The following is a 21,094-nucleotide window of genomic DNA, read 5'->3' as shown; positions in this document are numbered from 1 at the left end:
AAAAATGAATTAAAAAAATGGGATGGCAGATGGTGCCACCCCATATTATCAATTATTGTACAATTGAAAAATTATATTTTGTCCATGTTCCTTGGAAATCTCCACAATTTCTTGGAGAAACATTCCATGCAGTAGCTTCGTTAAAGAACGGCTGAGACATTCCCCAAAGGTTAGCAGGATTAGAAGTAGAAGTTGTTACTCCAGGAATCGTAAGTGCTGCAGTAGTAGAACCTACTTTAGACGCTGTAGCGAATGTAAACCCATGAGCTTGTACAGCTGTAAAGTTAAGATCTGCAAGATTGACAGGAGTAGTACTGTTTACAGTCTCTAATAATACTCCTACAGGATATCCTGTAACAACAGCATTATCTAAAGTTAATTTACCATTTCTTCTTACGTGGATTGCATTTTCATATAAACCTCCTTTTAAAGGACTTTTAGCTCCAACGATAGTAAGGTTTTTAACAGTAGGACGCGTGAAAGGAGAAGCAGTAGAACCTGTCCCGTCATTATCCAATTCGATACCATTTGTATCAGAAACACCTCCACTCTGGCTATGAGTTGAATTATAATCTGCTAATGCCAAAGCACAAGTAATCGTTCCTGAATATCCGAAGTCAAAATCGAAGTTGTCATCATCCGGTGCAAAAGAAACAAGGTTTGATGCATTTACCGTACCTCCAAAGAATTCAAATGAATCATCTTTACCATAAGATACCTGGATGTGGTCTAATGTAGTACCGTTACCTACTCCACCTAAAGTTAACCCGTTGATTTCATTTCCTGAGTTAGGTGCGAAAAGGTCAAATCCTCCAAATTCGATACGTGCATATTTAATAGTTCCTCCATTGTGAGCAGCATTCGTACCACCATATTGATAATCAGCACCTGATAAACCTTCAATAACAGTAGTTGTAGGCTTATTTGTAGGAGCATCTCCTAACATAATAACACCTCCAAAATCACCTGGAGTTGCTGTAGTATCTTCATCTCCATCCAATAACTTATAACTTGTAAAAATAATAGGTTGAGATGCAGTTCCTGTAGCATTTATTTTACCTGTTTTAGCAATAACCAAAACTCCTGTCGGCGTATTTGTTGTATTAGGCTTTGCTTTGATAAAAGTACCCGGCTGGATTGTCAAAGTAGCTCCACCTTTAACAGTTACTATACCATCGATTTCAACAACTCCACTCCAAGTAGTATTGGTAGTAATCGCACCACTAACTGCAGTAACAGGAAGTGCGGAAGCAGTTAAATATTCTGCAGAAGCAGATTGCATTTCAAATGAAGAAGAATCTGATAAAGAATCATTCTGACGACAAGCTGTTAGGGATAAAGCTGTTACAGCGATTAAAGTTAATTTTCTCATTGTTGTAAAATTTAGAAATATGGATCCGGTTATTTTATTTTTTTGGGCCGGATGAATCCTGGTTACGGGATACCACCTTTATATCACCGTGATTTGGTTACACATTGTTTTTAAAACTCTGTATTGCCTGAGGTGCAGCCCCTACAAAGTTCCCTGTAGATCTAATTACTGCCCAGGGAATACAGTAATTTTCCATTTTTGTCTGATTATCTACTGAAGTGCGCATCATCAGTTTTATTTCTCAGATCTCAGGATACGGAAACCTGTAACACCTACCATCTATATAAGATCTTATATCATAATGCTTCTGTCAAAAGCTTGTTTTCTTTTTTATCTGATACTCAGCACTACCTAAAAGGTATATCCTACTGATAAGCCGAATAGCCTCCCATTGTAAGCTCTGAATAATATTCTATCGATATCTTTATCATATTTGCTTGTTGCTCCGGGTAAAAGCCCCAGAGATTCTCTTTGTGTATCATAAGAACTTCCGTCACCTTTGGACACCGAGTAGGAATTGAAATTATTATAATATTCCCTTACCCTGTTGAAGAGGTTTCTTACGTTAAACTTGATCTCCAGGTTCTTATCTTTTAAAAGTCTATATGAAATCTGAGCATCTGCCACGGCGTAAGGCCTTTGAATTTCTTCACCGATATAAGCATACCCAACGGTTACATACTGATCACCTTTAGCATTGTATAAAAAACTCAAACCTAAACGGTTACCATTATATAGCAAGCCTAAATTGTAGGCATAAGGCGTCTGTCCATACAGAGGACGATCTACTTCATAGGTTGGATCGGTATCTTCAGTTTTATACCGGTCTTTGAAAGCCACCACTTTAGTATCATTGTACGTGAAATTTCCACTGATAAAAAGATCTTTCAGGAAAGTACCTTCCTTGATAAAGCCTAAGCTTTTTCTTACTTCTACTTCAAATCCTTTTAATTTTGCATTTTTAGAATTTCCATTATAAAGAAACAGGTTTCCTTCTTGAGAAATATAACCCTCTCGCTCAATCGGCCGATCAATATTTTTATAATACAATCCTGCAGAAATTATTTCTCCCAGACCCGGAAACCACTCAAACTTGAAATCATAATTATTGATGACAGCCGAAGTCATTTCCGTATTATAGATAAGACCGTTCGCAATCGGATCAAAATAAGGCAACCCTGTTCTTTCGTTAAACTGAGGCCGAATAACCGATCTGTTATAAGCTAATCTCACATTGATATTGTTAGAAGGACTATAAGTAAAATTCGCTGAAGGCATCCACTGCCATGCTTTTTCTTTAATAGGTGCTTTAATCACATTTTTATTATCACTCGGATCCTGCTGCTGAGAAATAAGATCATATCTAAAGTATTCTGCACGCATTCCCCAAACCAATCTGAGTTTATTCTTCCAACGGTTATCAAACATAATGAAAGGAGCATGCTGAGTTACTTTACCTTCGTATTTATCATTTTTATAAAGTGCTTTAGTTTGCCATCCGATACCGCCAGGATTGTAATGAGAACCATCAAACCACCCCGCAAGTGCACCATACATAATCAGACTGTTTTTTTCACTGTTGGGAACATCACGGTTTTCGTCCACTCTAAGAAAAAATTTCTGTTGCTGATTGGTATTATTTTTTAAAGCCCCTGCATAACCTACTTTAACATCATTTTTAAAATCTCCGGTATCCATACTCCATTTGAATGAAGCTCCATAATTATAATCAGTCTCTTTATTGGCAATATATCCTCTGGCAAAATTATTTCCGGAGTTATAGATCTGATTATAACTTAAAATTTCGTTTCCTATGAAATTATAATTGGTCTGATACTGAGTATAATCTTTTGTATCCGAAGTGACACCTGTTCTGGCAGCAAACCAGCTGATCTCTTTGTTTCCTATTTTATGACTTCCTTCCAATTTGTTTTGGAGCAAGGTTTGATACACCGGATAATCTGTTGTCTCTGTAATCGGTCGGTCTACGAACTTCAGATCTGTATTGGGAGGAAGAATACCGTAGTAAAAATAATTATACGGAATGGTGGCATCTCCGCTTCCATTTACATATTCATTCCAGCCGGTAATCCTCGTCAGGGTCTGATCATAAATATGGGTATAGGAATTACGGAAAGAGATCCTGTTTTTGCCAAGCTGCAAACCGAAGTTCAACATTCCTCCTATGGTCGAATTATAACTATAGGATGCTCCTTTATTTTTAAAATTAAAAAAGCTTACCGGGGCAACTCCCAATTTTTCCCAGCCAATAACCAATCCCGCATTATCCATCCAGCCTCCTCTTCCGGTATGGTCAATATCAAGTTTATTTTGTTCATTTCTTGTTGTAATAGCCGCAGCAAAACCCCATTTATTATTATTTTTCAGCCTGTAATTCCTTCCTAAAGCAACCTGCATATTAGAATTAAGATTAGCTGTCGTTGAATAATTCGTAAAATTATCATTGGTAAATCGCTTTGATTGCTCAAAAAACAAAGGGTTATTCCAGTCTGTAGCTTCCAAACCTTTTGGGAAATCCCTTGTTCCGTCATCATACCCCCAATAATCATACTTCCCTCGCTTCTTGGTAATAAACTCTTTAAATGTTGAGATATCATTATAAGAAGAGCCAATATTTACTGTTGTAAAATTTTCGTTGGGAATATCTTTTGTTCGCACTTCTACATAACCTCCCGCAAAGCTGGCATTCATATCCGGTGTTGCCGTTTTGCTGACCACCACACTTTCTACCATAGCGGTAGGAATAATATCAAAAGAAAAATTCTGGTTGTATGCTTCTGTACTCGGTAAATTAATTCCATCCATTGCTGCGGTATTCCAACGTTCTCCCATTGAACGTACCACCACATACTTATTATCGATCGTAGTCACTCCTGTAACTCTTTTAAGAGTACCTCCTACATCATTATCAGGAGTTTTGGATATTTGCTCAGCAGAAATTCCATCACTCATTTGAGCTGCTCTTTTTTGTTGAGCTAAAAGACCTGCCTGCGTATCCGCCTTACGTACACCTGTTATTACAACCTCCTTAATATTCATTTCTTTATTAGAGATATGCTTCATCGCAAAAGAAACAGTATTAATTTCATCAGTAATTACCTGCAACTTCTCTACTCTTAATGAACTGTAGCCTGATGCCTTCACCGTAAGGGTATAAACTCCTGCAGGCACATTGATGCTGAAATCTCCATTATTATCCGTTGCTGCAGTCTTTCCTGCAACATTTACTTCTGCTTTTACAATAGGATTTCCTACCTCATCTACAATTTTTCCTGTAAGCCTTCCATTTCCCTGTACTGCAGATACAGACATGTTGGAGCCTTGATATTTCACTGAGAGCAACTCTCCTCTCTGACGTACAGCCACGGGAAGGTTATCTGTAATATTTTTCAGACATTCGGTTACAGAAATATAATCACATCTTACCTCTCTCACTTTAAAGTCTTTAATATCTTCTTTTGAATACACCAAACGCATCCTCGTTTTATCTGCGAATTCTTCCAATGTATTGATCAAAGGTTTTCCGGCCGGGGCAGAAAAAGATACTTTCATCGTCAACTCCTGCGCGTCTACTGTTGTGGCAAAAAAGATCACCGCTACCGTAAGACTGCATTTCAAATTTCTCATATTTTTTATACCACTTTTTATTACTGACTGACTCATAATTCTTTTCATAAACACTACATAACTGCTATACTGCTACTTTTTTAATATGTAAGTGGTATTATTCTCCTTTTGCACTTCAAGTCCCGTGATAAATGCCAACGCTTCTACATTTTCATCCCAACTGCTCCCTGTAAGGTCGGCCGTAACTTTTTTATCTGCTACTTCCGGAGGATATTTGATACTTATTCCGTAATTTTTATAGAGGATATCCATTATATTTTTGAAGGGTACATCATTAAAGGTCAGGGTCATCAGTACAAACAACTTTTTCCCAGACCGCTTATCTTTCTTACCTATAACTACCGCAGCAGTATGTGCTATCCCAAAGTTCGTCCATCGTTGGTTGGGAGTAAGGTAAGCGACAGAAGTACCGGGTGACGAAACCGCCACTTTTCCTTCATAAAGCTCTACTGTTTTACGTGTCCCTCTCTGCATTACCTTAAACACAGTCCCCATTACTCTGGTACTAAAGCCATCAGCTTTTACAATGAATGGATGGACTTTTGATTTTGCCACTTTAAATACAGCGTCTCCCTGTAAGTCCACGATTCTCGTTTCGGCCGGAAAACTTTTTTCAACCGTAAGTTTTGCACCTGGCAAAAGCATTACCAACGATCCGTCTTTTAGTTTCACAGTACGGTTGATATTTTCAGCAACATATACATCAGGTTTATAGAAAAAGAAATACGTAAAGAATCCGCCCAAAGAAAATAAGAGAAGTAATACAGCGGCAACGCTATACCTATTTTTCCTGAAATAAACCTGACTGTTTATCGGATGTACAAAATAAGGTTCAAGATCTGAGAGTACTTTTATTTTAGACTTCTGAATATCTTCTTTGTCCAGGCTTTTGATTACCTCACGTTCCCATAATTCCAATAGTCTTAATTCTTTCTCTGAGATTTTATCTCCTGACACTTCCCTGCTCCATAATTTAAAAACAAACGCCTCTGTCTTGCTGTATTTCAATTTCTTCACTTGATAAGTATAATGTTATTGTATTAGTTTCTTGTTGATATTACTTTCATCAACATCCTCACTTATAATACTGTGAAAAAGGAAAACTTCCCTTAAGGCATTTAATATCCGGTTAACATCACTATCATTTTTTTAATACAAAACATATGATTTATACACATATCCACATATAAAACCTAAATACTTAGTAATATTTTCAGAATTATTTAATCTTGGAGGTGGGATAATTCATAAAACATTAATATTAGTTTAGGTAATTTTGTATCAAACATTATGAAACCAACAGACTATACTCTATTAAAAAAAATAAAATCAGGTGACCGACCTGCTTTTACCATGTTATATGAGCGATATTGGGATAGTTTCTATACAATGATTTTTGCCCGTACGAGAGATAAAGAAGCTACAGAGGAGCTGCTTCAAAACCTTTGGATAAGAGTGTTGGAAAATCCTGAATTTGTACAGACGGATGAAATAGAAAGCGCCAAAGGATACCTGTTTCGTTTTATACACTACCGCATCCTTGACTATTATAACAGCATCAAAAAGGCACAATCCATCCACATAGATGAGTCTGAAGATTCTTTATTTGAAATAAGTGATGCTGAGTATGCAGAAATATTGGAAGATACAGATATTAATGAGCTTTTTACAATGATAGATGAGGTGATATCCAGACTTTCTCCAACCGAACAAAAAGTCTATGATCTACGGATCCGTAAAAACATGTCAGTAGATGAAACTGCTGAAGCACTTCATTTAAGCAACAAAACTGTAAGCAATAATCTCAGCAAAGCTTTAAATGAAATCAGGGATCAGCTTTCTCCAAAATACAAATCATCTAAAAAATTAGTTTCCCTTTTAGCCCTTATGGAAATGATGAATCACATGAACACCTATTAATTATCAATGGTACTATACTAAAAAAGCAGGTATGTAAATAATACATACCTGCTTTTCATTAAATCTACAATAGTTTTAATTCAGACGATCATAGCTTTTGCTGACAGTCTTTATATCGATTACTTTCGCCAACGCTTTAAAAGGTTCGTTGTATTGAATTGCGATACTATTAATAATCTGGTCATCAACGTTATCATCGAATTTTCTTGCAAAAAGGTGACTTCCTGTTTGCAGAAAATCAAAATCTGTCCTGATAAATGTTTTCGGACGGAGTTTAATGTCTCCATCCGGAATCCAGATAATAGCCCTCTTATCATCATCCACTAAAATGCCATCAAAAGAAGTATTCATTAAGACAGTCTGAAAAAAAGATTCATCTGCAATCAAAGTATTCAAGTAGTAGTCTTCATACTTCTTCACTTCTATACTATTACATATGAATTCGCAACAATTTCGGGTTAAAATCATCCATTGCCCACCAATATAAGGGATCACTCCCTCCATAAAATCTCTTTTGTGAGTTTTTTCCGATATACTATCTTCAAGTTCTTCAAAATAGTTTTCTATACGATTCATGGTTTCTGGCCTGATCTCTTTCTGGTCTGCTACTTTCAGATAACTTTTTCCATTATTCGCCGATAAGAATTCTTTGATAATTTTTTGTGATTTCAAAGGATAGTCCTGACCACTCAGGTTGATAAAGTAATCCCATTCATCATTCATACTAAGAAGATAGTTCATTCCGTCAAGTTCAGCCTGAACCATGCTGTATCCACCCCATACTACTTTTTCACTTTTAAGAATGTGGATATTCGGATATTTTTTCAGGAAATCTCTGACGTCTTTCCCGATCTCCTGATTCGCTTTTTTATCAATGTGGATCAGATAAAAATTGGTAGGTTCATAGATGGCTTTAAAAAGTCTTTTGAATTGTTCAGGTAAGCGGTGTACCAGAATCAGGTACGCGATACGAATTGGTTTTGCTGAACTATCCATACCATGATGTTCATTGCTTTCGCTCATGTAAACATTTCTCATTTTATATTTTTAAATTATGAATGCTTACAACTTATTTTATAAAGTATTAATAAACATCCCTATAGGTGCAATAATAAAGCAGCCTGTATTATTAATACAACTGCTTCATTGGTTTAAAATCATCTTATGTTTTTTTATTATGCTTCTTTAGTCTTTAGATCAAATCATAATCACTAATAGCGGTCACAAAATAATGCTCAATAGTCTCCCGCGCCAAAGTACATACTATCAATAATTCTGAATTTTGAAGATCTTCAAATACAAAGTCATCGCCAATATCGATAATATATTCTGTGACAATTTCTACATCCATCAAATCAGTATACATCAGATCATTGAGTGTATTCAGACTGGAATCCTCTTTAAATAAAGGTATTTTCTTAGTGACCGAATCTTTAAATTTATATAATTGAATCGTTTTCATATCTGCTCATTTTAAACTGTTTTATTCCTTTTTCAAAATCCTTCTTTTGTTTGATAATTGAAAAAAGATATTGCCTTAAGTCATTCAGGTTGATTTCTTCCTGATGTTTTGAAGGAATCAACGGCGTTTCACTGAGAAGCACGTACAGCTCTGGAAATTGGGTTTGAATTTCTAAAGTAATCCTTAGAATCTCTTTTGTTAAATAGCTTTTCTTTGCTTCCATATGTTTATCAATAAAAGATCTTTCACACAGTATAAATTGGACAAAAGCTTTCACTTTTATCCAACTACTCCTATATCATAATATTGTGCATTAATAATTTTACAGGTATTGAAACCTTTTACAGGATATTGTATCCGCAAAGATGTATTTCTGTGGCAGATAACAATTCAATAGAGTTACTTCTATACAAAGATCAAATTAAACAATGAAAGAAAATTATATATGTAATTGAAATACTTGTACAAATCACAGGTCTTCTAAATTATTGCTTCTGTTTTTTTGTAACTGCTTATAGTAAGAAGGAGGAAGTCCTGTCACCTTTTTAAATTGTTTGGATAAATGCGCGACACTACTGTAATTGAGCTTATAGGAAATTTCTGTCAGGTTGAGCTCATCGTATAAAATAAGCTCTTTAACCCTTTCAATTTTATTAAGTATAATGAATTGCTGGATCGTGATTCCCTTCACCTCGGAAAATGTATTGGAAAGATAGGTATAATCATACCCCAGTTTGTCACTCAGATAATCAGAATAGTTTTCTTTTGGTAACTCTTCTGAATAATGAATCATCTCCGTAATGGCATTTTTAATTTTCTCTATGAGAATGGCTTTTCTATCATCCAATAGCTCTAGCCCAAGCTTTTTTAATCTCTGCCTTAAAATATCCCGCTGTGTTTCCGTTATCTCTTCCAAAAGCTCCACTGTCCCAAGTTCTACAACAGCATGCTTAAGTCCTAAGTCATTAAGCTCTTGGTTAACCGCAAGCTTACAACGTAGACTCACCATGTATTTTATATACAATTTCATTATACTCAAAGTTACATATTTAATATTTGGCATATTTTTGCTATCTATATGCGGAGTAATCATTGATCAGAGATGACGTATTTATCAAGAATTTATCTAAAAGAAGATCATCCAGAAGATTTTCCATTTAATCTTCCGGTCTTTAAAAATGGACTGGATCTTATTTTAAGAAGCAATGTAACATTCTTCGTGGGTGAAAATGGTACTGGAAAGTCTACTTTAATGGAAAGTATTGCTGACAAATGTGAATTCAATTTATCAGGCGGAAACCGGAACCATAATTATGATTTCCATAAGACTGAGTCCGCATTATCAGACTACCTTACCCTTTCTTGGAAAACAAAAATCAATGAAGGCTTTTTTATGAGAGCTGAAAGTTTTTTCAATTTTGCCACATATATTGATGAGGTCGCCACCACCGACATGAGAATTCTGGACGCTTACGGAGGAAAATCACTGCATCAACAATCTCATGGTGAGGCATTCCTTGCCCTGTTTCACAACCATTTCGAAAAAGGCATTTATCTTCTGGATGAGCCGGAATCAGCACTGTCTCCACAACGCCAGTTATCCCTATTATCAATCATCCACTCACTGGAAAAAACAGGTAAGGCGCAGTTTATTATATCTACTCATTCACCTATTTTATTAAGTTATCCAAATGCAACAATTTACTCTCTTGATAATAATATGACACCCATTGATTACCAGGATACCGAACATTATCAGGTAACTAAAAACTTTCTCAATTCTCCAGAACTTTATTTCCGTCATTTATTCAATGATGATGAGTACTAATTAGAGATCATCATATCGTTTATCTCAAATATTTTTTTCTCAAAATTGAGAAGAACAACCTAATTCTATCAAAATAACAGTGACTGCTCACCATGAACAGGTTGAAATTATCGACTTGCAAAACAGAATCCGGTCTTTAATGTCCAATTAAGTCATAAAATCATTCTCTTCGTTTATGATTAATTTCATCTGCCACTGCAGATATAAAATATAAATACCTGAAAACTAAAAGACTAAAACTTCTGACAATAAAATACGGATAGTCTACCCACAAAAAAGACTAAAAAAATGTTTTATCGTAAAGAATTTTATATATTTGCACCATCTAACAATTAAAAAAATAATTTACTATGTCAGACATTGCATCAAGAGTAAAAGCTATCATCGCTGATAAGCTTGACGTTGAAGAAACAGAGGTGACTCCTGAAGCTAGCTTCACTAACGATTTAGGAGCTGATTCATTAGATACAGTTGAATTAATCATGGAGTTTGAAAAAGAATTTAATATTCAAATCCCTGATGATCAAGCTGAAAAAATTACTACTGTAGGTCACGCTATCGCTTATATCGAAGAAGTAGTAAATAAATAATATTCTTCAACAAAAGGAAAATTTAAAAAGTTTATGGAATTAAAAAGAGTAGTTGTAACCGGTTTTGGCGCAATAACACCGATTGGAAATAATGCGAAAGATTACTGGGAAAATCTTGTTAAAGGTGAGAGCGGTGCAGCTCCGATTACTCTTTTTGATGCCACAAACTTCAAAACCAAGTTCGCTTGCGAAGTCAAGGGTTTTGATCCATTACAGCATTTTGATAAGAAAGAAGCTAAAAAAATGGACCGAAATACCCAGTTAGGGCTTGTTGCTGCCAGAGAAGCAGTAGCGCATTCCAGAATTATCGAAGACAATGTGGATAAAAACAGAGTCGGCGTAATCTGGGGTTCCGGAATCGGAGGTTTAGAAACTTTTGAAACAGAAGTTTTAGGATGGGCTAATACTGATATTCCAAGATTCAATCCATTCTTTATTCCTAAAATGATTGCGGATATTACCCCTGGACACATCTCTATTGAGTATGGTTTCCATGGTCCCAATTATACTACTGTATCTGCCTGCGCTTCTTCTGCAAATGCACTCATCGATTCTAAAATGCTGATCCAATTGGGGAAAGCAGACGTTATCGTATGTGGAGGATCTGAAGCAGCTGTTACAGCAAGTGGTGTTGGAGGGTTTAATGCTATGATGGCACTTTCTACAAGAAATGATGATCCTAAAACAGCTTCAAGACCTTTTGATAAAGACAGAGATGGCTTTGTATTAGGTGAAGGTGCAGGAACCATTATTCTTGAAGAATATGAGCACGCGGTAAAACGTGGCGCAACAATTTACGCAGAATTGAAAGGAGGCGGTCTAAGTGCAGATGCACATCATATGACAGCACCTCATCCTGAAGGTTTAGGCGCTTATTTAGTAATGAAAAACTGTTTGGAAGACGCAGGGTTAACTGCTGATGAAGTAGATCATATCAACATGCATGGTACATCTACTCCATTAGGAGACATTGCAGAATCTAATGCAATTTCTAAATTATTAGGAGAGCACGCTTACGACATTCAGATTAATTCTACCAAATCAATGACGGGTCACCTTCTGGGTGTTGCCGGAGTTATTGAGGCGATTGCTGCGTTGGGAACTATTATTCATGGTACAGTTCCTCCTACCATCAATCATTTTACTGATGATGAAAATATTGACAGCAGACTTAATTTTACATTTAATGAAGCTGTGAAAAAAGATGTAAAAGTAGCCATGAGCAATACTTTTGGATTTGGTGGGCATAATGCCTGCGTTCTGTTTATGAAAATCTAAATTTACTGAATGGAGTTACAGAAATACTTTTCTAAATTCCTTCTCAAACAAAGAAAAAGAAAATTAACGGAGAGAGACTATTTTCTCAGCACTGAACTCAATAAGATATTAGGTACTGAGGTAGAAAATGTTGCTCTTTACCGGGAAGCTTTTTCTTTGAAAAATTCTTCTAAAAATCAAGACAGTAATTACGAAAGGCTTGAATTTTTGGGAGATTCTGTTTTGGGTACAATTATCTCTTGTCATTTGTTTCAGACTTATCCTCGGGCTAATGAAGGATATTTAACACAAATGAAATCTAAGATTGTTAATAGGAAAAATCTTAATAAATTAGGGGAAGATTTAAAGCTGACTGATCTTTTAATCAAACAAAATTCTGTAGCTTTAGGCGAAAATATCTCCGGAAACTTATTTGAGGCATTAATCGGTGCTGTTTATCTGGACTTTCAATATGATACTTGTAAAAAGATCATTTTGGAACGACTACTGACGCCCTCTGAGATTAATAAACTCGAAAATAAAATTGTAAGCTACAAAGGCCTTCTGCTTGAATGGAGCCAGAAGAAAAAGCTGCATATAAAGTATGAAACCTGCGAAGAGGTTCAGGCTAATAAAGCGATCGTATTTCGCTGCCATGTATGGCTGGGAGATGAGAAGATTGCCAACGCTACTGAAACTTCGAAAAAGAAGGCGGAAGAAAAAGCTGCACAACGGGCATTTTATATTTTAAACAAAAAAGAAAATATACTTGGAAATTCAAAAACTTTATGATCTAGACGATATAGAATTTGAAGATATTGCCATAGGACTGGTAAGATTAGCAAAAAATATACCCGATTACGAGTTTTTTTTCAAAGTAAATCAAAACAATGATCTTAAGTTTTCCAGAATAGAAGACCTGGTTTTCCATGGATTATACTACGATTATTACTTCTCAAGATTTGAAGCTTATCACAAATTTACCAAAACCTGTTTTACGTTCATTTCCAACAGGTCATCAGAAAGTAAGCAAAAAAAATTACAGACTGAGCTCTTTTCAGAAGAAGAAAACATTAAATTTTTATTAAATAATCAGGTAGATGTGGAATATATTCTGCATAGTTCGGAACAGTTTCCTGATTTTTCCGTAATTTTGCTCCCTGAAAATCTTGTTTTTCCAATTCAAGATTATACACTAAGTTCTGATGAGGAACTTTATCAAATTATCCAGTATTATGAATAAGTATTTAAAGAAGACAAAAATTATCGCAACGCTTGGCCCTGCATCATCATCTAAAGAAGTCATGTTAGGACTTATGAAAGCAGGTGTTGACGTTTTTAGAATAAATTTTTCACATGCAGATTATGACTTAGTTCGATCCAATATTGATATCATTAGAGAACTCAATAAGGAACATGGATACTCTGTAAGTATTTTAGGGGATTTGCAAGGTCCTAAATTAAGAGTAGGAGTCGTAAAGGAGGGATCATATCTTAATCCTGGAGATATCTTAACGTTTACCAATGAAAAAATTGAGGGAGATTCTACCAAAGTTTACATGACTTACCAACAGTTTCCTCAAGATGTGAATGTAGGGGAAAGAATCTTGATTGATGACGGAAAATTAGTTTTGGAAGTTATTGAAACCAATCAAAAGGATACGGTAAAAGCAAAAACAATTCAAGGGGGACCACTAAGTTCTAAAAAAGGGGTCAACCTTCCTAATACCAATGTTTCTCTTCCTGCTTTAACGGAAAAAGATATTCAGGATGCGAATTTCATGCTTGACATGGAAGTGGACTGGATTGCACTTTCTTTTGTACGTCATGCACAGGATATAATCGATTTGAAAGAATTGATCAAGAAACATCCAAACGGAAAGTTCAAAACTCCGATCATCGCTAAAATTGAAAAACCTGAAGGGGTAAAAAATATTGATGAAATCTTATTGGAGTGTGATGGATTGATGGTTGCCCGTGGAGACTTAGGAGTGGAAGTTCCTATGGAAGAAGTTCCTGCTATCCAGAAAAACCTGGTTGAAAAAGCAAGATTCTATTCCAAGCCGGTTATCATTGCCACTCAGATGATGGAAACCATGATCAATAGCTTAACTCCTACAAGAGCTGAAGTAAATGACGTGGCCAACTCTGTATTGGATGGAGCGGATGCCGTAATGCTTTCAGGAGAGACTTCTGTAGGGAGATATCCTATACAGGTTGTTGAGAACATGGCTAAAATTGTTCAGAATATAGAAAAAACCAATTTCTATCAGCACAAAAATGAGCCTATTGAAAAAGATTACAACTGTATTGACGAGAGGTTTATAACAAACAGGGTATGTTTGGCTGCCGTAAGGATTGCTAAAACAACTAATGTAACTGCAATTGTTACTTTGACCCATTCAGGCTATACAGCGTTCCAACTTTCTGCACACAGACCTAATTCCCACATTATCGTTTATAGTGGAAATAAGAGGGTAATTACCATGTTAAATCTACTTTGGGGAGTTCATGCTTATTATTATGACATGAATAAATCAACAGACGAAACCATTATCCAGGTTAATATGCTGACGCATAATTATGGCTATATTGAAAGTGGAGATTTTGTAATCAATATCAATGCTACTCCATCTTATGAAGGAGGGAAAACAAATACGCTGAGATTAACTACGGTTTAAAAGCAAAAAGGCAAAAAAAGCTGAAAGGCAGAATTGCTTTTCAAATTGAAATAAAAAATAACTCCTGAATATTCAGGAGTTATTTTTTTATATTGTATATTAAGTATCAAAAATCATTAATACATTCTACAAAAGAAAATCAATTTCCCACAATCGTTTTAGGGGTAACAAATTCTTTTAAAGCAATTAATGAAAGTTCTGTCCCATACCCTGAGCCTTTTGTTCCTCCAAAAGGGAAACGTGGGTCAGAGCTGGTCATTCTATTGATATTGACCGTTCCGGATTCTAAATTTTCTATGAAAAATAACTGACGGGCCTCTGTGCTTGTCCAGACAGAATTCGATAGTCCGAAAGGAATGTCATTGGCCATTTGTAACGCTTCTTCATCATCTTTAGCAATCATAACCATTCCTAAAGGTCCAAACAGCTCTTCCTGTAAAATTGGATTTCCTTCTTTCACTCGGATTAATCCCGGATTAAATTCATTTTCAGAAATCCTCTCCAATGGAATAATTATTTCAGCTCCATTTTCTAAGGCTTTATTGAACTGATTTTCCAGATCATCTGCTAAATCAGGTCTTGCCATCCCACTGATTTTCGTTTCTTTAGCCATAGGATCTGCAGGCACAAATTTCTTATATTCTTCAATAAATTTAGGCAAAAATTCAGCTTCAACTTTTTCATTGATAATGAATCTCTTGGCAGCCACACAAGTCTGTCCACAATTTTGTAGTCTTGCCTGCGCTCCTACTTTTGCTGCTTTATCCAAATCTGCATCATCCAATACGATGAATGCATCACTCCCTCCTAATTCAAGCAGAGATTTTTTGATGTTCAGACCAGCAATAGAAGCCACTTCTCCACCTGCTTTTCCACTTCCTGTTAAGCTTACTCCCTTTACAGCATCATGTTCAAGGATCGCCTTCACTTCTTTATGTCCTACTTCCAGGTTTTGAAAAACGCCTTCCGGAAAACCTGCTTCCAAAAATATTTGTTCTATTGCGTTACCACTTCCAAAGCAAATGGAAGCATGCTTTAATACCACCGTATTCCCCGATAAAATAGCAGGAGTTGCAAATCTCAATACCTGCCAGAAAGGGAAATTCCATGGCATAACTCCTAAAATAACTCCTTTTGGGATATAATGAACTTCAGAAAATTTATATTCAGATTCTATTTTCTCCGGCTTTAAAATATTTTCAGCGTCCGCATAATAATCCATCATCAATGCAGATTTTTCTACCTCAGCAATTGACTGTGAAATGGGTTTATTCATTTCCCCGGTAATAATTTCGCCAAACTTCTCTGAATTATTCTTTAAAATATCAGCTGCCTTTGCAATTAATTTCTGTCTTTCTTCAAAAGACACTTTCTTCCATTCTGAAAAAGCCTTATCCGCCTTGATAAGTTTATTTTCAATTAATTCTTCCATAATGTAATTTTTGTTTCAAATTCAAAAATGAATTTAGACTGCTTTTACAGGTAAAAGCATGAACAAAGCAACAAATTTTGTTCCTTTAAGTTAAATAAAATAATGATTTTCTCTATTAAAAGAATATATTTTTTGGGTTATATCATAAACCATTCATTTACAAGACTTGCTGCTAACCTCGCTGTCCTCTCTTGGATATCATATGAAGGATTGACCTCCGCTACATCCAGGGCAACGAGCTTCTCACTCTTTAAAATACGTCTGTATAAATGCATAAAAGCAGCATCAGCAAAAATCCCGTTATACGCCGAAGCAGATACTCCCGGGGCAATAGATGCGTTGAAAACATCCATACAAATGGTAAGATAAACAACATCTACTTCATTGAGGAGATCTTCAATACGCTGATAAATCGAAGGAAGATTTTCGAAAAACAATTCATCCGCCAGAATATATTTCATTCCGAATTGATGAGCTGTATCAAATAATTTTAAGGTATTGGAATTCCTTTGGATACCCATATGCAGGGAATTGATTTTTCCTTCCTGAGCGATCTGCCAGAATCCGGTTCCTGAGCTTGCTCCTACCCCTTCTTCCGGCTGTCGATTGTCAAAGTGAGCATCGATATTGATGATTCCTATTTTCTGCTCCGGAAATGCTGTTTTTACACCCAGATAATGCGCATAAGTCAATTCATGCCCACCGCCTATAACGAGTGACTTTCCACCCTTCAAAAGAACTTTGGAAACATTCTTTGCAAGCGTGTTCTGGGTATTTTCCAGATTGCCGTCATCACAGGTAATATCCCCAAAATCAAGTAGAGAAAAATCTGGAAGGATTACCGGAAAATTAGACATATTCTTTCTAATAACATCCGGTGCATCTTTAGCACCAAGCCTTCCTTTATTTCTTCTGACTCCTTCTTCAACAGCAAATCCGTGTAAAACGAAATCCCCTGCGGAAATAGCATCATAATCACTTTCTGTTTTTACCCGTTGAAAAATTCTATGAAAAAGGAGCCCTTCTCCATCTAATCTACCCTGCCAAATATTTTGAAACATAAGCCTTTATAAATTCAATTTTAGTTACACCGTTATATCCAGTAAAGCTAAATAATATTGTTTATATATAAAACTAGTTTTTATCACCTGTAAAAATGGATTATTTAAAGAGAATTCTAGTCTTTATTTTGATTAGCATTGCTACTGATAAACATTTCATTCTTTTCTTCCGAAATGATTTCTAAAAATCGCTCGTAGTGTTTAAGTATATCAGAAATCAGTTCATTCTTTGTAAAATATTGTACATCATACCCTTCTCTTCCATCTCCAAAATATGATTTCGGATAGTGCGTTGTACTGTTGTCAAGGTCCGGAAGATTCTCTTCATTCATCACATACTCCGAGACTGTTTTTTTCTGATTTTTAATTCCGTAAATAAAGTTATTCACAAGACCATGGTGAATTTCTATCTCTATTTTGGTTGGATTTTTACCATAGTTCATTTTGACTTCGATTCCATTCTCCGCAAATTCTTTTTGCAATTCCAGGAATCCTTCTTTAACCGTAGTTTCAATAAAATGATCCACAGAAGAATTATCTTTAAACGAAACAATCCTTTTCAAACGTTCTTTCCAGAATTCGCCCGACCACGGAATAGCAGAAGCAGAAAAGTCCCTATCGTAATATTTCTGGTCGATGATTAAGGCTTTCATTAAACTGACAATGAAGAAAAGGATGATAATAGAGAAAGGCAACGCGGTAATAAGCGTCATACTCTGAAGTGCTTTTAATCCACCCACATTCAGTAATAAAAGGGATAATACAGCTAAAAGCATACCCCAGAATGCAATTTGCCATTTAGGTGATTTGGCAGCATTTTTTGTCGCTATACTATTCATAACAAATATCCCCGAATCCGCAGAAGTCACAAAAAAGATAATAATGATCAATACAACAAAAGCACTGCTAATAGTAGATAAAGGCATGTATTCTAAAAAGCGGAACATCAATGCATCAGGGTTCGAAGCCAGTTCACTCAATCGTCCGCCTGCAATATTGAAATCAAACCAAATGGCGCTGTTTCCAAAAACAGACATCCAGATAAAATTAAATAAAGTTGGTAATATTAAAACGGCAAGGATAAACTCCTTGATAGTTCTTCCTTTTGAAATTCTGGCAATAAACAATCCTACGTACGGAGACCATGAGATCCACCATGCCCAGTATAAGATTGTCCAGTCATAAAACCATGGTAGTGTATTTTTCTCATACACATGAGTACTGAAAGTAAGGTCGAAAAAGTTATTGATATAATTTCCCAATCCTTCCGTAAAACTTCCGATCAGATAAACAGTAGGACCTAATATCAATACAAATAACAGTAGTACAATGACACTGATCACATTAATATTACTCAGCAACTTCACTCCTTTGTTAACACCTGTCGTTGCTGAAATTACAGATAAAGCGATCAAAAATACCACAATCATAATCTGGTATCCGAAATTATTTTCAGGAATAACACCTAATACCTGAAGACCGGAGTTAATCTGGACAACCCCAAACCCTAAGGTTGTGGTAATTCCGAAAAAAGTACAACAAAGCGCAAAAATATCAATAACATTACCCCATCTTCCATTAATCTTATCTTTCAGTAATGGATAGAAACAGCTTCGTAATGAAAGCGGTAATCTATAACGATAAGCGAAGTAAGATAAAGAAAGTCCTACAATCCCATAAATAGCCCAGGCATGAATCCCCCAATGGAAGAAGGTATACAGCTGTGCCTGTTTTGCCCTGTTAATATAGTGGTTGTCTGCAAAGACTTCTGAAGAATAATGCTGCATAGGTTCTGCGACACTGAAGTATATTAAACCAATTCCCATCCCGGCAGCAAAAAGCATGGAGATCCAGGAAAAAAGAGAATATTCCGGTTTGCTGTCATTCGATCCTAATTTAATATTGGCATACTTGCTAAACATTAAATATACCAGGAAAATAACAAATATAGTTACCGACCAAACGTAGACCCAGTTTAGGTTAACGAAAATAAAATTCTTAACAATGTTGAGAATATACTCCGTTGATTTTGGATAAACACCTGATATAAAGCAAGTCCCAATAATAAAAATTAAACTTGGAATGGTCACTCCTTTGTTGAACGTTGACTTTACATTTCGAAATTTCATCATATTTATTTTTCGTATTATATTGTTGATACATCATCCTTGCATAGCCGCAACAGAAGCACTCAAAAAAAGTAAGAAAAACGATATGGCTCTTTCTTATTAATCACACTTACGACAGAATCACTTTTTCAGTATTGAAAAAAAGTAATATTTGTATAATATCGGGAAATTTATAATAAGGTATTAAAACGGAATGTAAAGTTTATCAATACTATATCTCCCATTTTTCTCCATTAATATAAACCTTTTCAGCATTCAAGCTTCCCTGATTATACAATATGTTTTGAAAATTATTGGTTTTAAAAACAACAAAATCTGCTTTCAAACCATGCTCCAGCCTTCCTCTGTCTTCTAGTCCCAGAGCGTATGCAGAGCGGAAAGTGATCCCCGCCAAAACCTCTGCTGTAGTTAGCTTCTGATAAGTTGCTAAGATGGACGCCTGAGTAATTAGGTTGCCCATAGGTGCAGAACCGGGATTCCAGTCACTGGCTATTGCAAGAATAGCTCCTGCATCCAGCAACTTTCGTGCCGGAGTGAACTTTTCTCCTAATCCCAAGCTTGCTCCCGGCAATGCTGTTGCCACTGTATCGGATTGAGCAATAAACTCAATATCCTCATCAATAGTGGCCTCCAGGTGATCTGCAGATCTGGCACCTACCTCAACAGCAATCCTTGAGCTTCCGGGCGTAAATTGGTCTGCATGCACTGTTATTTCAAAACCTAGTTCTTTAGTTTTTAAGAGAAATGCTTTGCTCTCTTCCGGTTGGAATGCTGATTTTTCAATGAAAATATCTACTCGTTTTGCTAAACTCTCTTCTTTAACTTTTGGTAATATTTTAGTGATAATGTAATTAAGATATTCCTGATTGTCACCCTCAAAGTCCCGAGGTTTCAAATGGGCGGAAAGACATGTCGGAACCAGCATTGCCTTTGTTTGTTCCTGAGCTCTTTTGATCATTCTAAGCATCTTCAGCTCATTCTCAACGTCCAAGCCATACCCACTTTTTATTTCAATTGTAGTAATTCCCAGAGAAATCAGAAAATTGATTCGTTCTACTAACGTTTTCAATAATTCTTCTTCGGATGCTTCTCGTGTATGCTGTACGGAGCTCCATATTCCGCCGCCACTCTCAGCAATTTCAAGATAAGTTTTACCTGCATTTCTCATGGCAAAATCATTAGCTCTATTCCCTCCGAAACAAATATGAGTATGAGAATCTGTAAAAGCAGGAAGAGCAATGTACTCTCCTTCTATTTTTTCCAAATCTGCAAATTGATTCTCAGCAATTAATTCTTCAAAAGCCCCAACCTTTTCAATCGTATTATTGTTGATCAGAATTCCGCCATCAATAATTATTTCAAGTTGTTCATCAGACAGTTTACCTCTTAATGGAAGATTAGACAGCGTAACAATTTGTTTAAATGGTCCTATTAATTTCATATGGTTTAGGCTAAGATTTAGATTAAGTTTTCGATATAAGACTGATTGTTCCGATCCGGGTAATTTCTGATTTATTTAAACCATATACTCCCGATCAAGTTTTATATTTCCAAACAATCATCTTCAGAAAATATTTTATTAATAATTTTCTCCTTCCAAAAATAGTTAAAATATCTCAGTTTACTAAATCTTACCTAGTCTCATTCTCAATCTTTGCCTCATTCTAACCCTCAACGTAAGTCTAAAATTCCTATCTTTGAGGTAAATGAAATG

The 21,094-nt window shown here is 35.7% G+C and carries 19 protein-coding genes; 7 read left to right on the top strand and 12 right to left on the bottom strand.

Translation table 11 applies throughout. The features are described from left to right. Positions 1 to 52 precede the first annotated feature (52 nt). The 4 genes from CJF12_RS16850 to CJF12_RS16840 form a co-directional block, all read right to left on the bottom strand. Positions 53 to 1,372: a hypothetical protein gene (locus CJF12_RS16850; protein WP_034681195.1), complete on the bottom strand. Its 1,320-nt coding sequence runs from the start codon at positions 1,370 to 1,372 to the stop codon at positions 53 to 55. Positions 1,373 to 1,469: 97 nt separating this feature from the next. Further along, positions 1,470 to 1,601: a hypothetical protein gene (locus CJF12_RS20365; protein WP_262483396.1), complete on the bottom strand. Its 132-nt coding sequence runs from the start codon at positions 1,599 to 1,601 to the stop codon at positions 1,470 to 1,472. Positions 1,602 to 1,723: 122 nt separating this feature from the next. After that, positions 1,724 to 5,020, bottom strand: a complete 3,297-nt coding sequence (locus tag CJF12_RS16845) for a TonB-dependent receptor (protein WP_051887175.1) — start codon at positions 5,018 to 5,020, stop codon at positions 1,724 to 1,726. A 72-nt stretch (positions 5,021 to 5,092) separates the two neighbouring features. Continuing rightward, the gene (locus CJF12_RS16840) at positions 5,093 to 6,037 is read right to left on the bottom strand and encodes a FecR family protein (protein WP_228379038.1); all 945 of its coding nucleotides are present in this window, start codon (positions 6,035 to 6,037) and stop codon (positions 5,093 to 5,095) included. Between the two features lie 273 nt (positions 6,038 to 6,310). On the opposite strand from CJF12_RS16840, the gene CJF12_RS16835 reads away from it, so the two are divergent. Continuing rightward, positions 6,311 to 6,940, top strand: coding sequence for an RNA polymerase sigma factor (locus tag CJF12_RS16835; RefSeq protein WP_034681193.1), 630 nt, complete (start codon positions 6,311 to 6,313; stop codon positions 6,938 to 6,940). Positions 6,941 to 7,015: 75 nt separating this feature from the next. On the opposite strand, the gene CJF12_RS16830 is transcribed toward CJF12_RS16835, so the two are convergent. The 4 genes from CJF12_RS16830 to CJF12_RS16815 all read right to left on the bottom strand — a co-directional run bounded on the left by CJF12_RS16830 (position 7,016) and on the right by CJF12_RS16815 (position 9,432). Further along, positions 7,016 to 7,978 (bottom strand): beta-1,6-N-acetylglucosaminyltransferase, encoded by a 963-nt coding sequence (locus CJF12_RS16830; RefSeq protein WP_228379037.1) that lies wholly within the window; start codon positions 7,976 to 7,978, stop codon positions 7,016 to 7,018. 154 nt (positions 7,979 to 8,132) lie between these two features. After that, positions 8,133 to 8,402 (bottom strand): hypothetical protein, encoded by a 270-nt coding sequence (locus tag CJF12_RS16825; RefSeq protein WP_034681192.1) that lies wholly within the window; start codon positions 8,400 to 8,402, stop codon positions 8,133 to 8,135. Beyond that, positions 8,380 to 8,625 carry a hypothetical protein gene (locus CJF12_RS16820; protein ID WP_034681190.1) on the bottom strand — a complete coding sequence of 82 codons (246 nt, stop codon included), beginning with the start codon at positions 8,623 to 8,625 and terminating at the stop codon, positions 8,380 to 8,382. Before CJF12_RS16820 ends, CJF12_RS16825 begins: the two co-directional genes overlap by 23 nt. Before the next feature lie 246 nt (positions 8,626 to 8,871). Beyond that, a complete protein-coding gene (locus tag CJF12_RS16815) occupies positions 8,872 to 9,432 on the bottom strand; it encodes a helix-turn-helix domain-containing protein (protein WP_228379036.1) in 561 nt (186 codons plus the stop codon). A 72-nt stretch (positions 9,433 to 9,504) separates the two neighbouring features. Between CJF12_RS16815 and CJF12_RS16810 the strand changes: the two genes are divergently transcribed. From CJF12_RS16810 to pyk, 6 genes are all read left to right on the top strand, one after another. Continuing rightward, positions 9,505 to 10,230 carry an AAA family ATPase gene (locus CJF12_RS16810; RefSeq protein WP_034681186.1) on the top strand — a complete coding sequence of 242 codons (726 nt, stop codon included), beginning with the start codon at positions 9,505 to 9,507 and terminating at the stop codon, positions 10,228 to 10,230. A 350-nt stretch (positions 10,231 to 10,580) separates the two neighbouring features. After that, the gene (locus CJF12_RS16805) at positions 10,581 to 10,820 is read left to right on the top strand and encodes an acyl carrier protein (RefSeq protein WP_002976354.1); all 240 of its coding nucleotides are present in this window, start codon (positions 10,581 to 10,583) and stop codon (positions 10,818 to 10,820) included. 33 nt (positions 10,821 to 10,853) lie between these two features. Continuing rightward, positions 10,854 to 12,098: a beta-ketoacyl-ACP synthase II gene (fabF, locus tag CJF12_RS16800; protein WP_034681185.1), complete on the top strand. Its 1,245-nt coding sequence runs from the start codon at positions 10,854 to 10,856 to the stop codon at positions 12,096 to 12,098. Between the two features lie 9 nt (positions 12,099 to 12,107). Beyond that, positions 12,108 to 12,869 (top strand): ribonuclease III, encoded by a 762-nt coding sequence (gene rnc / locus CJF12_RS16795; RefSeq protein ID WP_034681183.1) that lies wholly within the window; start codon positions 12,108 to 12,110, stop codon positions 12,867 to 12,869. Then, positions 12,847 to 13,320, top strand: a complete 474-nt coding sequence (locus CJF12_RS16790; RefSeq protein ID WP_034681181.1) for an IPExxxVDY family protein — start codon at positions 12,847 to 12,849, stop codon at positions 13,318 to 13,320. The genes rnc and CJF12_RS16790 overlap by 23 nt, the downstream gene beginning before the upstream one ends. Next, on the top strand, positions 13,313 to 14,758 hold the full coding sequence (pyk, locus tag CJF12_RS16785) for a pyruvate kinase (protein ID WP_034681602.1): 1,446 nt from the start codon (positions 13,313 to 13,315) through the stop codon (positions 14,756 to 14,758). Before CJF12_RS16790 ends, pyk begins: the two co-directional genes overlap by 8 nt. A gap of 139 nt (positions 14,759 to 14,897) precedes the next feature. On the opposite strand, the gene CJF12_RS16780 is transcribed toward pyk, so the two are convergent. The 4 genes from CJF12_RS16780 to hutI form a co-directional block, all read right to left on the bottom strand. Then, on the bottom strand, positions 14,898 to 16,190 hold the full coding sequence (locus CJF12_RS16780) for an aldehyde dehydrogenase family protein (protein WP_034681179.1): 1,293 nt from the start codon (positions 16,188 to 16,190) through the stop codon (positions 14,898 to 14,900). A 137-nt stretch (positions 16,191 to 16,327) separates the two neighbouring features. Continuing rightward, positions 16,328 to 17,251 (bottom strand): formimidoylglutamase, encoded by a 924-nt coding sequence (gene hutG / locus CJF12_RS16775; protein ID WP_034681177.1) that lies wholly within the window; start codon positions 17,249 to 17,251, stop codon positions 16,328 to 16,330. A 116-nt stretch (positions 17,252 to 17,367) separates the two neighbouring features. Beyond that, positions 17,368 to 19,383: a BCCT family transporter gene (locus CJF12_RS16770; RefSeq protein WP_034681175.1), complete on the bottom strand. Its 2,016-nt coding sequence runs from the start codon at positions 19,381 to 19,383 to the stop codon at positions 17,368 to 17,370. A 208-nt stretch (positions 19,384 to 19,591) separates the two neighbouring features. After that, positions 19,592 to 20,821: an imidazolonepropionase gene (gene hutI / locus CJF12_RS16765; RefSeq protein ID WP_034681172.1), complete on the bottom strand. Its 1,230-nt coding sequence runs from the start codon at positions 20,819 to 20,821 to the stop codon at positions 19,592 to 19,594. Positions 20,822 to 21,094: the final 273 nt, after the last annotated feature.

This window comes from Chryseobacterium piperi (genome assembly GCF_002285635.2).
GTDB lineage: Bacteria > Bacteroidota > Bacteroidia > Flavobacteriales > Weeksellaceae > Chryseobacterium > Chryseobacterium piperi.
Note: the sequence above shows the minus strand (reverse complement) of the source record. Positions and strands in the feature narration are given on the sequence as shown.

Coding starts and splice junctions, on each gene's coding strand:
- CJF12_RS16850 (WP_034681195.1), bottom strand. CDS start 1,372: ATGAGAAAATTAACTTTAATCGCTGTAACAGCTTTATCCCTAACAGCT.
- CJF12_RS20365 (WP_262483396.1), bottom strand. CDS start 1,601: ATGATGCGCACTTCAGTAGATAATCAGACAAAAATGGAAAATTACTGT.
- CJF12_RS16845 (WP_051887175.1), bottom strand. CDS start 5,020: ATGAGAAATTTGAAATGCAGTCTTACGGTAGCGGTGATCTTTTTTGCC.
- CJF12_RS16835 (WP_034681193.1), top strand. CDS start 6,311: ATGAAACCAACAGACTATACTCTATTAAAAAAAATAAAATCAGGTGAC.
- CJF12_RS16830 (WP_228379037.1), bottom strand. CDS start 7,978: ATGAGAAATGTTTACATGAGCGAAAGCAATGAACATCATGGTATGGAT.
- CJF12_RS16825 (WP_034681192.1), bottom strand. CDS start 8,402: ATGAAAACGATTCAATTATATAAATTTAAAGATTCGGTCACTAAGAAA.
- CJF12_RS16820 (WP_034681190.1), bottom strand. CDS start 8,625: ATGGAAGCAAAGAAAAGCTATTTAACAAAAGAGATTCTAAGGATTACT.
- CJF12_RS16815 (WP_228379036.1), bottom strand. CDS start 9,432: ATGAAATTGTATATAAAATACATGGTGAGTCTACGTTGTAAGCTTGCG.
- CJF12_RS16810 (WP_034681186.1), top strand. CDS start 9,505: ATGACGTATTTATCAAGAATTTATCTAAAAGAAGATCATCCAGAAGAT.
- CJF12_RS16805 (WP_002976354.1), top strand. CDS start 10,581: ATGTCAGACATTGCATCAAGAGTAAAAGCTATCATCGCTGATAAGCTT.
- fabF (WP_034681185.1), top strand. CDS start 10,854: ATGGAATTAAAAAGAGTAGTTGTAACCGGTTTTGGCGCAATAACACCG.
- rnc (WP_034681183.1), top strand. CDS start 12,108: ATGGAGTTACAGAAATACTTTTCTAAATTCCTTCTCAAACAAAGAAAA.
- pyk (WP_034681602.1), top strand. CDS start 13,313: ATGAATAAGTATTTAAAGAAGACAAAAATTATCGCAACGCTTGGCCCT.
- CJF12_RS16780 (WP_034681179.1), bottom strand. CDS start 16,190: ATGGAAGAATTAATTGAAAATAAACTTATCAAGGCGGATAAGGCTTTT.
- hutG (WP_034681177.1), bottom strand. CDS start 17,251: ATGTTTCAAAATATTTGGCAGGGTAGATTAGATGGAGAAGGGCTCCTT.
- CJF12_RS16770 (WP_034681175.1), bottom strand. CDS start 19,383: ATGATGAAATTTCGAAATGTAAAGTCAACGTTCAACAAAGGAGTGACC.
- hutI (WP_034681172.1), bottom strand. CDS start 20,821: ATGAAATTAATAGGACCATTTAAACAAATTGTTACGCTGTCTAATCTT.